Origin of the sequence: Acidovorax temperans, assembly GCF_006716905.1 — a bacterium.
Taxonomy (GTDB): domain Bacteria; phylum Pseudomonadota; class Gammaproteobacteria; order Burkholderiales; family Burkholderiaceae_C; genus Acidovorax; species Acidovorax temperans.
On the sequence record NZ_VFPV01000003.1, the window covers coordinates 371545 to 384312 of the forward strand.

Annotated in this window: 12 protein-coding genes; 5 read left to right on the plus strand and 7 right to left on the minus strand. The window is 60.5% G+C overall.

From position 1 onward, the window contains the following. Positions 1–117 precede the first annotated feature (117 nt). From BDD18_RS16615 to BDD18_RS16645, 7 genes are all read right to left on the minus strand, one after another. A complete protein-coding gene (locus tag BDD18_RS16615) occupies positions 118–1758 on the minus strand; it encodes an oleate hydratase (RefSeq protein WP_142084516.1) in 1641 nt (546 codons plus the stop codon). A gap of 344 nt (positions 1759–2102) precedes the next feature. Then, positions 2103–2798, minus strand: coding sequence for an ABC transporter ATP-binding protein (locus tag BDD18_RS16620; RefSeq protein WP_066695903.1), 696 nt, complete (start codon positions 2796–2798; stop codon positions 2103–2105). A gap of 3 nt (positions 2799–2801) precedes the next feature. Then, positions 2802–3587 carry an ABC transporter ATP-binding protein gene (locus tag BDD18_RS16625; RefSeq protein ID WP_142084519.1) on the minus strand — a complete coding sequence of 262 codons (786 nt, stop codon included), beginning with the start codon at positions 3585–3587 and terminating at the stop codon, positions 2802–2804. A 2-nt stretch (positions 3588–3589) separates the two neighbouring features. Continuing rightward, positions 3590–4915, minus strand: a complete 1326-nt coding sequence (locus tag BDD18_RS16630) for a branched-chain amino acid ABC transporter permease (protein WP_142084521.1) — start codon at positions 4913–4915, stop codon at positions 3590–3592. A gap of 4 nt (positions 4916–4919) precedes the next feature. After that, a complete protein-coding gene (locus BDD18_RS16635) occupies positions 4920–5873 on the minus strand; it encodes a branched-chain amino acid ABC transporter permease (protein WP_066695897.1) in 954 nt (317 codons plus the stop codon). A gap of 68 nt (positions 5874–5941) precedes the next feature. After that, on the minus strand, positions 5942–7174 hold the full coding sequence (locus tag BDD18_RS16640; protein ID WP_142084523.1) for a branched-chain amino acid ABC transporter substrate-binding protein: 1233 nt from the start codon (positions 7172–7174) through the stop codon (positions 5942–5944). A 128-nt stretch (positions 7175–7302) separates the two neighbouring features. After that, on the minus strand, positions 7303–8946 hold the full coding sequence (locus tag BDD18_RS16645) for a 3-(methylthio)propionyl-CoA ligase (RefSeq protein ID WP_142084525.1): 1644 nt from the start codon (positions 8944–8946) through the stop codon (positions 7303–7305). A gap of 168 nt (positions 8947–9114) precedes the next feature. On the opposite strand from BDD18_RS16645, the gene BDD18_RS16650 reads away from it, so the two are divergent. From BDD18_RS16650 to BDD18_RS16670, 5 genes are all read left to right on the plus strand, one after another. Continuing rightward, complete coding sequence (locus tag BDD18_RS16650) at positions 9115–10605, plus strand: protein adenylyltransferase SelO (RefSeq protein ID WP_067512027.1); 1491 nt, start codon at positions 9115–9117, stop codon at positions 10603–10605. Further along, on the plus strand, positions 10602–11015 hold the full coding sequence (gene msrB / locus BDD18_RS16655; RefSeq protein WP_066695890.1) for a peptide-methionine (R)-S-oxide reductase MsrB: 414 nt from the start codon (positions 10602–10604) through the stop codon (positions 11013–11015). The genes BDD18_RS16650 and msrB overlap by 4 nt, the downstream gene beginning before the upstream one ends. A 29-nt stretch (positions 11016–11044) precedes the next feature. Beyond that, the gene (locus BDD18_RS16660; protein ID WP_066695889.1) at positions 11045–11584 is read left to right on the plus strand and encodes a septation protein A; all 540 of its coding nucleotides are present in this window, start codon (positions 11045–11047) and stop codon (positions 11582–11584) included. A gap of 24 nt (positions 11585–11608) precedes the next feature. Then, the gene (locus BDD18_RS16665; RefSeq protein WP_066695888.1) at positions 11609–11869 is read left to right on the plus strand and encodes a BolA family protein; all 261 of its coding nucleotides are present in this window, start codon (positions 11609–11611) and stop codon (positions 11867–11869) included. 67 nt (positions 11870–11936) lie between these two features. Continuing rightward, the gene (locus BDD18_RS16670) at positions 11937–12722 is read left to right on the plus strand and encodes a foldase protein PrsA (protein ID WP_142084527.1); all 786 of its coding nucleotides are present in this window, start codon (positions 11937–11939) and stop codon (positions 12720–12722) included. Positions 12723–12768: the final 46 nt, after the last annotated feature.

Sequence of the window (12768 nt, forward strand, 5' to 3'; positions counted from 1 at the left end):
GCGTGTCTGTTTGTCCCGCCCGGGACAAGATCGAGTTTGACGGCGGAAATGGAACTCGCACCCCCATGCAAAAAGCCCCTCGCAAGGGGCTTGGTTCGAGGGAGCGAAGCCGCCCTCTCAGCGGAAGGCCGCCTCCAGCGCATGCAACCCTACTTTGGGGTTCAGCATGCCGTTGTAGATGGCGGGGATCTCCCGCTCAATACCCAGCAGGTGGTACGTAGCCACCATCGCACAGCGCACCGAATATTCCACCGTGAACACCACGTCGTCTTCCATCTCAACAAACTGGCCAAGGAAGGCAAAGTTTTGCGAGCCCTCGGGCAACACCAGGGGCCGGTCGCCCGGCGCGCGGCAGGCAAACAGTGCCGAGGCATAGGGCATCATCACCGTGGTCACATCGGTGGTGGCCAGCACATGGTCGAGCAGGTCGTCAAAGCCCATCTGGTGAATCAGTTCGGTGAGGATTTCACGGCCCGTGGCCTGCGACATGGGCTTGCGTACATAGTCGCCCTCGTTGTCCACTTGAAAACCATAGCCCCACAAGGTGTAAGTGCCATCGGCCTGGCCATAAAAATGCGGCTGGTGCGGCACCACCACCGACAGGTGCCAGCCCGATTCGTACCAGGTCATTAGCGCCCCCGTGCCGGGCTGGTTGCCCGAGTATTCAGTGATGCGCTGCAGCAGCCGGTCGTCGCGCATGGTGAGGGTGAACGACTCCCACTTGTGCTCGTCCACATTGCCGCAGAACGCCGCAGGGCGGCCAAAGTCAGGGGCCTTCTGCGCGATCTTTTCCCACAGCGTCCAGCCATGGTCCTCGCGGCCACGCACCAGGGCAGGAACGTCGTCGTTGCCGCCGTAGCGCGCGTCCGAGGTGATGGAGCCCAGGGTAAAGAAGGCGAGGTCGTCTGCCCCCAGGTCCAGCGTGGTATCCACGGCGACCCCACCCTGCACCGCTTGCACCTGCAGCGCCGTGGCGCGGCGTGTGCCGTCGCTCTGGGTGGCAAAAGTGGCGTCGGTCACCCGATGGCCAAAGCGCACGTCCACGCCCTGCTCCATCAGCCAGCGCTGCAACGGCACAACCATCGAGTCGTACTGGTTGTACTTGGTGCGCTTGACGCCCGCCAGGGTGTGGATGCGCGAGAACTCTTGCACAAAGCGCAAGAAGTAGCGGCGCAGCTCAATGGCGCTGTGCCACTTCTGGAAGGCAAAGGTGGTGCGCCACATGCGCCAAAAATGGGTCTGGAAAAACGCTTCATCAAAGAACTCGTCGATGCGACGGCTGCCGATATGCGCCTCGGTCAGGGCCAACAGGCGCAGCATCTGCACGCGGTGCCCCATCGACAGGCCCAGCTTCTCGGCATCAGCAATGACGTGCTGTGCATCTATCAGGCGCGCCTGGGCATGGGTGTGCACGTGGGCGTTGAATTGGCGGCACTCTTCGCGCACAGAAACCGTGGGGTCTTCCAGCGACGGGATGCTCTCAAACAAGTCCCACAGACACAGGTAGGTTTCGTCGGTCAGCATGCGGCCACCGCGTGTCACCCAGGTCTGAGGGGCGGGCGCGTTGGGCGCGGCGCCCCCGTCGAGCGAGCCGCCAGGCATGCCCGTTTCTTCCAGAATGTGGATATGGCTGGCGGGCACCTTGCCATCGCGAATGGCAAAGGCGGCCACAGACATGCCTGCGATGCCGCCCCCCACGATCCACAGCTGGGCGGTTTGGGGGTTGGCGGGAGATGAGTTTTTGGTATGTTTTTTCATTTGTTTCTGACGTCCCTTGGGTAAGTTGAACATCCGCAAAGCACTAGAGGGGCTGCAGAGCGATCAAGCAGGTGATCACGCCCTGTGGCTGCGTGGCCTGCGGGTGCCCAGTCGCCCGTTGGCAAAAAACCTAACGCTGGCGACAGAAGATTTATACACCTACCCGCAGTCTCCCCCGTGACGTCACAGCGCCAAAGAAACAAGTTCCCGACACAGATCAAGACAAAAGCACGCATCACAAAAAAAGCCCCGGCAGCGATGCCGAGGCTTGAAGTCACTCGCAGTGACAAATCGATGAAGCGAGAAGGAATGGCTGATCTACGCCAGGGGATCACCCCCGGCGTTCAAACCTCCAGCCACTCCTTGCGGATGTAGTTGTCGGCCCGCAGGCTGTCGGGCGTTCCCTGGAACACGATGGCGCCATGACCCATCACCAGGGCGCGGTCGGAAATGGTCATGGCGATGGTGAGCTTTTGCTCGATGAGCAGCACCGAGATTCCCCGGGCCTTGAGGGCCTGCAGATACTCGCCCACCAGCTCCACGATCTTGGGCGCCAATCCCTCGGTCGGCTCATCGATGATGATGAGGTCGGGGTCGCCCATGAGCGTGCGGCACAGCGTGAGCATCTGCTGCTCGCCACCCGACATCACGCCCGCTTCTGTGTGCTGGCGTTCCTTGAGGCGCGGGAACATCTGGTACATGTCGTCAAACGACCAGCGGCTATTTTTGCCGTTGCCCTTTTGCCCCAGCATCAGGTTTTGGTGAACCGTCAGGTTGGGGAACACATCGCGGCTTTCGGGTACGTAGCCCAGGCCCAGGTGGGCAATCTCGTAAGCCTTCTTGCCCCGCAGTTCCTGCCCTTTCCAATTAATGGAACCCTCCCAGTCCACCATTCCCATGATGGCCTTGGCGGTGGTGGACCGGCCCGAACCGTTGCGCCCGAGCAGCGCCACGATCTCACCGGGTTGCACATCAAAGCTCACGCCATGCAGCACATGGCTTTTGCCGTAGTAGGCGTGGAGGTTGTCAATTTTCAGCATAGGTCAGTGTCCCGCTCCCTGCGCATCTGCCACGGCAGAGCCGAGGTAGGCCTCTTGCACGCGCTGGTTGGCGCGCACCTTGGCAGGCGTATCGAATGCAATCACCTCGCCGTACACCACCACGGCGATCTTGTCGGCCAGGCCAAACACCACGCCCATGTCGTGCTCCACGGTCAGCAGTGTGCGGCCCACGGTCACTTCCTTGATGAGGTGGATGAAGCGCGTGGTTTCGCTCTTGCTCATGCCGGCGGTGGGCTCGTCCAGCAAGATCACGTTGGCACCGCCTGCGATGGTGATACCGATTTCCAGCGCACGCTGTTCGGCATAGGTCAGGTTCATGGCCAGGGTGTCACGCTTCTTGTCGAGCTTGATCATCTCCATCAGCTCTTTGGCGCGCTCGTTGGCATCGTCCAGGTTCGAGAGAAAGCGCAGGAAGGTGTACTTGTAGCCCATGCTCCACAGCACGCTGCAGCGCAGGTTCTCAAACACCGACAGCTTGGGGAAGATGTTGGTGATCTGGAAGCTGCGCGACAGGCCCCTGCGGTTGATCTCGTACGGGGCCATGCCGTTGATGCGCTGGCCGTTCAAGATCACGTCGCCGCTGGTGGGGGCAAAGCGCCCGCTGATGAGGTTGAACAGCGTTGACTTGCCCGCGCCATTGGGGCCAATGATGGCCACTCGCTCGCCAGAAGCCACTGCCAGATTGGCGCCGCGGATGATTTCTGTCTTGCCAAAACTCTTGCGCAAGTCGCGCAGTTCCAGCGCGTAGGTTGCGTTGTCAGCCGCCATGGTTACAAAGCCTCCCCGCGCTTGATTTCATGCTCGATCTCTTCCTGTATGGAACTCCACTGCTTGGCAAACTGCCGCCGGCACAGCTCAAACAACCCGCCACCCGTGAGCAGCACAAAGCCCGCGCCAAACCAGCTGGTCAGGCTCTTGGCGTTGATGGTGGCACCCAGGAAGTTCATCTCGGGCCCCACGGCTGCGTTGAGTTGGAGGTGGTAGGTCATCTCCACCATGCAGGCTGCACCCAGCACACCCACCAGGCCCGTGCCAGCCAAGCCCAGGTACGAAACCCACAAGGGCCGCAACTTGCCGTACTTGGCCAGGCGCAGATTCATCATGATCAGGCTGGCAATCCCGCCAGGCGCGTACATCACCATGAACAGGAACACCAGCCCCAGGTACAAGAGCCAGGCCTTGGACAGCTCGGACAGCAGCACTGAAGCCAACACCAGCAGGACTGCACCAATGATGGGCCCAAAGAAGAATGTGGCCCCGCCGAGGAAGGTGAACAGCAGGTAGCCCCCGGAACGCAACACGCTCAGACTGTCGGCCCCGGTGATGATTTCAAAGTTGATGGTGGCCAAGCCGCCGCCAATGCCTGCAAAAAAGCCCGCGATGATGAACGCAAAGTAGCGCACGCGCTGGGTGTTGTAGCCAATGAACTCCACACGCTCGGGATTGTCGCGCACCGCATTCAAAATGCGGCCCAGCGGGGTGCCCGTGAACGCAAACATGGCTGCAGTGCACACAAAGCAGTACGCAGCGATCAGGTAATACACCTGGATGGCCGGGCCGAAGGTGATGCCGAAGAAGGGCGTGCCGTACACACGGTTGGTGGTGATGCCGCCTTCGCCCCCGAAGAACTCGGGGAACATCAGCGCCATGGCAGCCACCAGCTCGCCCACACCCAGCGTGATCATGGCGAAGGTGGTGCCAGACTTCTTGGTGGTCACAAAGCCCAGCAAGATGGCAAAGAACGCCCCAGCCAGGCCGCCCACCAGTGGAATGAGCACCAGCGGAATACCTGCCGAGCCCTTGGTGGCCATGTTCATGGCGTGGATGGCGATGAAGGAGCCCAGCCCGGTGTACACCGCGTGCCCGAAGCTGAGCATGCCCCCCTGCCCCAGCAGCATGTTGTAAGACAGGCAGATGATGATGAGGTAGCCGATTTGCGAAAGCATGGTCAGCGCCAGGCTGCTGCGAAACAGCATGGGCGCCACGATGAGAGCAATCGCAAACAGCGACCAGATCACGAAGCGCCCAATGTTCCAGGGCTTGAACCGGTAGTACGACACAGGGCCTGCGGCCGATGATGTGGTGGATGCATTCATGGGGTCAGTCCTCCCGGGTACCCAGCAGGCCCTTGGGGCGGAAGATCAGGATCAGAACCAGGAACAGGTACGGCAAGATGGGCGCGACCTGCGAGACGGTGAGCTTGAGCAAGGGGTAGCCAAAAGTCTGCTCGGTGACGGTCACACCGATCATCTTGAACGCGTGAATCAGCGAGTAGTCCAGCGCCACCGCAAAGGTCTGCACGATGCCGATGAGCAGCGAAGCGAGAAACGCCCCGGCCAGCGAACCCATGCCGCCCACCACCACCACCACGAAGATGATGGAGCCCACCGAGGCCGCCATGGCCGGTTCGGTGACATAGGTGTTGCCGCCGATCACGCCCGCCAGGCCCGCCAGCGCAGCGCCGCCGCCAAACACCAGCATGAACACGCGCGGCACGTTGTGGCCCAGGGCTTCCACCATCTCAGGGTATTTCAGCGCGGCCTGAATCACCAGCCCGATGCGGGTGCGGGTGAGCAGCAGCCACACCGACAGCAGCATCAACAGCGCCACCAGCATCACGAAAGAGCGCGACTTGGGGAACTGCGTGCCATACAGCGTGAACAGCGGGCCCTGCAATTGCTCGGGCAGGCCATAAGGCACGGTGGAACGGCCCCACACCAACTGCACCACTTCCAGAATCAGGTACGACAGGCCAAAGGTGACCAGCAACTCTGGCACGTGGCCGAACTTGTGCACCCTGCGCAGGCAGTAGCGCTCAAACCCGGCACCCAGCGCAAACACGACCAGCGGGGCCAAGACAAGCGCTGGCCAGAAACCCACGACCCCTGAGATGGTGTACGCAAAGTAGGCACCTAACATGTAGAAGCTGGTGTGCGCAAAGTTGAGCACACCCATCATGCTGAAGATCAGCGTGAGGCCTGAGCTCAGCATGAACAGCAGCAGCCCGTAGCTGACGCCGTTCAGCAAAGAGATCACGAAAAACTCAAGATTCATGGGAATTTTTCAATGCTGGGTAAAAAAAAGGCCCGAGTATGTCGGGCCTCGAAGCTAAGCGGCCGAACTCAAGGGCGCTTCATCTGGCACGACGTGGGCGTGCTGGCCACATAGGGCTCGTAGTACTTCACGGGCACGAAGGTGTGGCCGGTGTTCTCCGAGTCGATGGGGTACTTGCCGCCGGCCTTTTCCCACTTGGAGATGAACAGGCCTTGCTGCAGCTGGTGGTCCGTCTTGCGCATTTCCACTTCGCCGTTGAAGCTGTTGAACTTCATGCCTTCCATCACAGCCGCCACCTTGACGGGGTCGGTGGACTTGGCCTTCACAAACGCTTCGGAAAGCATGGTGTACGCGTGGTAGATGGAGCCGGTGTACATGTCGTCGTTGAACTTCTTCTTGTAGTCCAGCACGATCTTGTTCAGCGGGCCAGGCAAGTTCATGTGGGCATAGGCGACCATGTACACGCGGCCGGCGGCAGCGGCGCCCATGGCGGTGGGGCTACCCGTGACGGAACCGTAGTAGGTGTAGAAGTTGACGTTGTTCAGGCCAGCATCGTTGGCGGCCTTGATCAGCAGAGCCAAGTCAGAGCCCCAGTTGCCGGTGATCACGCTGTCTGCGCCCGAAGCCTTGATCTTGGCGATATAGGGGGCAAAGTCACGTACCTGTGCCAGTGGGTGCAGGTCGTCACCCACGAACTGCACATCAGGGCGCTTGCGGGCCATCATTTCTTTGGCGTACTTGGATACCTGATGACCGTGCGAATAGTTCTGGTTGATCAGGTAGACCTTTTTGACCTCGGGCAGGTCTTTCATGTAGGTCGTGAGAGCTTCCATCTTCATGGAAGTATCGGCATCCAGGCGGAAGTGCCAGTAGCTGCACTTGCTGTTGGTGAGGTCTGGGTCCACCGCAGCGTAGTTCAGAAACAGCACTTCCTTGCCGGGGTTGCGGGCGTTGTGCTTTTCCAGCGCGTCCATGATGGCAAGAGCCGGTCCTGAACCATTGCCTTGCACCACATAGCGTGCACCCTGGTCCATGGCAGAGCGCAACGCACTCGTGGTCTCCTGGGGGCTGAGCTTGTTGTCGATGCCGATGATTTCAAATTTGACGCCGGCAGGGTTCTTTTTGTTGAACTCTTCTGCCAGGAACTGGAAACTCTTAAGCTGGTTGGTTCCCACCGCTGCCATCAAGCCCGAGAGAGGGTCAAGCCAGGCAATTTTGACGGTCTGCCCCTGTTGGGCAAAAACTGCGCTAGCGCCCATCAAAAGGACGGATGCCGCTACGGTCTTGATAGCAAATTTCATGGTTTTTTCTCCTTGTGAATCGGACAGGGCTCAGCGTACCTTGTTGCAATCCCTGATCCCTCAGGGATTGCCCCTAGCAGCTATCGCACACGCGACTGACCAAGGAAAAACCCCATGTCACGCAAGCTTCAAAGTCCTGGCAGACGGTAGTCCTTGAGCAGCTCGCGCAGCTTGGTCTTGAGCATCTTGCCGGTGGCACCGATCGGGATGGCATCCACAAACACTACGTCATCGGGGATCTGCCACTTGGCTGTCTTGCCTTCGTAGAACGCGAGCAGTTCCTCTCGGGTCACCTCGGTGCCGGGGCGCTTGACCACCGCCACGATGGGGCGCTCGTCCCACTTGGGGTGGGGCATGCCCACGCAGGCTGCCATCTGGATGGAGGGGTGCGCCATGGCGATGTTTTCAATGTCGATGGAGCTGATCCACTCGCCGCCAGACTTGATCACGTCCTTGCTGCGATCAGTGATCTGCATGAAGCCATCGGCATCAATCGTGGCCACGTCACCCGTGGGGAACCAACCCCGGCCACGCGAATCCTTGATAAGCGGGTCACCGCCCTCGCCCTTGAAATAGCTGCCCACAATCCACGGGCCCTTGACCAGCAAATCGCCGTAGGTCTTGCCATCCCAAGGCAGTTCTTCCCCATCGCCGCCCACGATCTTCATGTCCACGCCATAAATGGCGCGGCCCTGCTTTTGCACGATCTTCATCTGCTCTTCCTTGGGCAGGGAAAGGTGCTTGTTCTTCAGGGTGCACAGCGTGCCCAGAGGGCTCATCTCGGTCATGCCCCAGGCGTGCAGCACCGTGACGCCATAGCCTTCCTGGAAGGCCGTGATCATGGCCGGCGGGCAGGCCGAGCCACCAATCACCGTGCGCTTGAGCGACGAGAACGTCAGCCCGGCGGGCTTCATGTGGCCCAGCAGCATCTGCCACACGGTGGGCACGCCTGCGGCGTAGGTCACCTGCTCGGCTTCGATCAGTTCGTACACCGACTTGCCATCAAGTGCGGGGCCTGGGAAGACCAGCTTGCAGCCCGTCAGCGCCGCAGAATATGGAATCCCCCACGCGTTGACGTGGAACATGGGCACCACGGGCAGCACCGAGTCGCGCGCCGACAGGCACATCACATCGGGCAGCGCCGCAGCGTAGGCGTGCAGCGTGGTGGAGCGGTGGCTGTACAGCGCCGCCTTGGGGTTGCCTGTGGTGCCGCTGGTGTAGCACATGCTCGACGCAGAGTTCTCATCAAACTCGGGCCAGCTGTAATCCGCCGATTGCGCGCCAATCCAGGCCTCGTAGCTCAGCAACCCTGGAATGCCCGAATCAGCAGGCAGCTTGTCGGCATCGCACAGTGCCACCCATTGCTTCACGGTGGGGCACTTGGCATGCACCGCCTGCACCAGCGGCAGGAAGGTCATGTCAAAGCACAGCACCTGGTCTTCGGCGTGGTTTACGATCCAGGCAATCTGGTCAGGGTGCAAGCGGGGGTTGATGGTGTGCAGCACGCGGCCCGAGCCACTCACGCCAAAGTACATCTCCATGTGGCGGTAGCCATTCCAGGCCAGGGTCGCCACACGGTCGCTGAATTGCAACTGCTGGGCATCCAGTGCGTTGGCCAGCCGGCGGGCGCGGGCCGCCAGGTCGCGGTAGGTGTAACGGTGGATATCGCCTTCCACCCGGCGAGAGACGATTTCTGCATCACCGTGGTGGCGCTCGGCAAACTCGATCAGCGACGAAATAAGCAGCGGTTGGCTCTGCATCAAACCCAGCATGTTGGCTCCTAAGATGTTGTTGTGGACAAAGCAGCCATCGTACTGCGCGCAGACCCTCCGCTGTGTCGCAAAGGGGCTCGTGAAATCCCTTGCTGTACGGCCCGGCCATCAACCTCTGGACATGGCCCCGGAAGATCGGGGAATTTGACGGCTGCGAGACAATGCCGCATGAGTTTTTCCATCCCCAGCCCCTCTGCGCCTTCTCTGTCTTTGCCATGGCAAAAAGGCTTTGCCGCGCTGGGAAGCGACTTCTACACCGAGCTGCGCCCCACTCCCTTGCCATCCCCCCACTGGGTGGGAACCAGCCATTCGGTGGCGCAGCTGCTGGGGCTGCCCGAAGGGTGGCATCACAGTGAAGAAGCCCTGCAGGCGCTCACAGGCAACCAGGTGCTGGCAGGCTCTACCCCGCTAGCCAGCGTGTACAGCGGCCACCAGTTTGGCGTGTGGGCGGGTCAGCTGGGCGACGGCAGGGCCATTTTGCTGGGCGAGCTGGCTGGCGGGCACGAAATCCAACTCAAGGGCGCTGGCCGCACGCCCTATTCCCGCATGGGCGATGGGCGGGCTGTTCTGCGCTCCAGCATCCGCGAATTCCTGTGCAGCGAGGCCATGCACGGCTTGGGCATTCCCACCTCGCGGGCTCTGTGCATCACGGGCTCGCCTGGGCTGGTGCGGCGTGAGGAGCTGGAAACCGCCGCCGTCGTCACCCGCGTGGCCCCGAGCTTCGTGCGCTTTGGCCACTTTGAGCACTTTGCGGCCAACGACCAGGAAGAGCAGCTGCGCACACTGGCCGACTACGTCATCGGCCGCTATTACCCCGAATGCCGCAGCCCCGAGGCCACCAGCCCCTGGGGCGGCAACCCCTACGCAGCACTGCTGCACAGCGTGAGTGAGCGCACCGCACAGCTCATGGCCCAGTGGCAGGCCGTAGGTTTTTGCCACGGGGTGATGAACACCGACAACATGAGCATCCTGGGCCTCACGCTGGACTACGGGCCGTTTCAGTTTCTCGATGCGTTCGTGCCCCGCCACATCTGCAACCACAGCGACCACCATGGCCGCTACGCCTACAACCGCCAGCCCAACATTGCGTACTGGAACCTGTTTTGCCTGGCGCAGGCGCTGCTGCCGCTGATCGAAGACCAGGACATCGCACTGGCCGCGCTGGAGTCGTACAAGACGGTATTCCCCGACGCCTTCATGGCACAGATGCACAAAAAACTGGGGTTGACGCAGGCACAGGATTCCAGCGAAGCGCTGGTGGAACCACTGCTGCAACTGCTGGCTCAAAACGCGGTGGACTACACGATTTTTTGGCGGCGCCTATCCCATGCCGTGGCCGAGGGGCAGTTTGAACCCGTTCGTGACCTGTTTGCCGACCGGGTGACTTTCGACGCCTGGTTGCTATCATATTCAGAGCTACTTGCGCTTGAGGATAAAGCGCAAGCGGCCGATTTGATGCTCAATAGCAATCCCAAGTTCGTACTGCGCAATCATCTGGGTGAGCAAGCCATACGCGCAGCCAAGGGGGGTGATTTCTCGGAACTCGCCACCCTGCAGCGCCTGCTGGAGCGCCCTTTTGACGAGCACCCTGGCCACGAGGCGTATGCCGACTTTCCGCCCGACTGGGCATCCTCCATCTCTATCAGTTGCTCATCATGAACTTTCCGATCCAAAAATCCGAAGCCGAATGGCAAGAAATACTGCGCAGCAAGGGTGCAGAGCCCGTGGCACTGCAAGTCACGCGCCACGCGGCCACCGAACGCCCCTTCAGCGGCAAGTACGAGGCCCACTGGGCTGATGGCAGCTACCACTGCATTTGCTGCGGCTCCAAGCTGTTTGACTCTGACACCAAGTTTGACGCTGGCTGCGGCTGGCCCAGCTTTGCACAGGCCATTCCTGGCGCCATTCACGAAGTGGTAGACCGCAGCCACGGCATGGTGCGCACCGAGACAGTGTGTGCACAATGCGGGGCTCACCTGGGCCATGTTTTCGAAGACGGCCCCGCGCCCACTGGGTTGCGCTATTGCATGAACTCCGCGTCACTGGACTTTGAACCCGACGCCTCCTGATAAGCCGCACCCGCGTGCGGCCTCGCCCCATGAAAATATTGATCGACTTTTTCCCCATCCTGCTGTTTTTTGGCGCGTACAAGATGTTCAACATCTACACCGCCACAGGCGTACTGATGGCCGCCACCGTGCTGCAGATGGGGCTGATCTACGCCATTGACCGCAAGCTGCAGGCCATGCACAAGATCACTCTGGTGCTGATCCTGCTTTTTGGCACGCTCACCCTGGTGTTGCAGGACGACCGCTTCATCAAGTGGAAGCCCACCGTGCTGTACGGCGCCATGGCCATGGCCTTGGCCGTCGCGGTATGGGGCATGAAGAAAAACATCCTGCAAATGCTGCTGGGCAGCCAACTAACCCTGCCCGACGGTGTTTGGATGCGCCTAAACCAGGCATGGATTGCCTATTGCGCCTTCATGTCGGCGGTCAACGCCTATGTGGTGATGAACTTCAGCACCGAGTTCTGGGTCGACTTCAAGCTGTGGGGCTATGCCTTCCCTCTCGTGTTCCTGGTGGGTCAAGGTCTTTACATCGCGCCCCACATCAAGGGCGACGAACCCGCCCGTTGAGCATCCCCTCTACCAATTCCCACCATGTCCTCGATTGCAGAACAAATGCACCGCCAGCTGGCGCAGACCCTGTCCACCACCGTCCTGGAGGTGATCGACGAAAGCGCCGCGCATGCAGGCCACGCGGGCTCCAACGGAACCGACTTTGGCACCCACTTTCGGGTGCGCATCGCGTCACCTTTCTTTACAGGCAAGTCGCGCGTGGCCCAGCATCGCCTTGTGTATGATGCGCTGCAGGAATTTATTGACCAGGGCGTCCACGCACTCGCCATTGAAATTCTCTGAGGCGGTCTGCAGTTTTTGGTGATGACCGGCGCTCAGCCGCAAACAACTTCTCATTTTTGGATTTCGCATGAAGAAACAGCTCCTGTCCGGCCTCGTGGCCGCTGCCGTGCTGGGCACGATGGCCCTGCCCGCTTCCGCTCAGAACATCGCCATCGTCAACGGTAAGGCCGTTCCCAAGGAACGCGCTGAAGTGCTGCGCCAGCAAGTGGAACGCTCCGGTCGCCCTGTGACCCCCGACGTCGAAGGCCAGATCAAAGAAGAAGTGATTGCCCGCGAAATCTTCATGCAGGAAGCGCAAAAGCGTGGTCTGGAAGGCTCGGCAGACTTCAAGGCGCAAATGGAACTGGCGCGCCAGACCATCCTGATCCGCGAGTTGTTCAATGACTACCAAAAGAACAACCCCGTGACCGACGCTGAAATCCAAGCTGAATACGACAAATTCGTGGCGGCCAACGGTGGCAAGGAATACAAGGCCAGCCACATCCTGGTCGAAAAAGAAGCTGACGCCAAGGCCATCATCGCTTCGCTGAAGAAGGGTGCCAAGTTTGAAGACCTGGCCAAGAAACAATCCAAGGACCCCGGCTCTGCCGCCAAAGGTGGTGACCTGGACTGGGCCAATCCAGCCAGCTACGTGAACGAGTTCACCGAAGCCCTGTTGAAGCTCGAAAAGGGCAAGACCACTGAAACGCCCGTGAAGAGCCAATTTGGCTGGCACGTGATCCGCCTGGTGGATGTGCGCCAAGCAGAGTTGCCCAAGCTGGAAGACGTGAAGCCCCAAGTGGCTCAGCAATTGCAACAGCAAAAGCTGGTGAAGTTCCAGGAAGACCTGCGCGCCAAGGCAAAGGTCGAGTAATAAGCATTGCTCCCCCCAAAGGAGCGCTTTGCTCAAAAACGCGGCC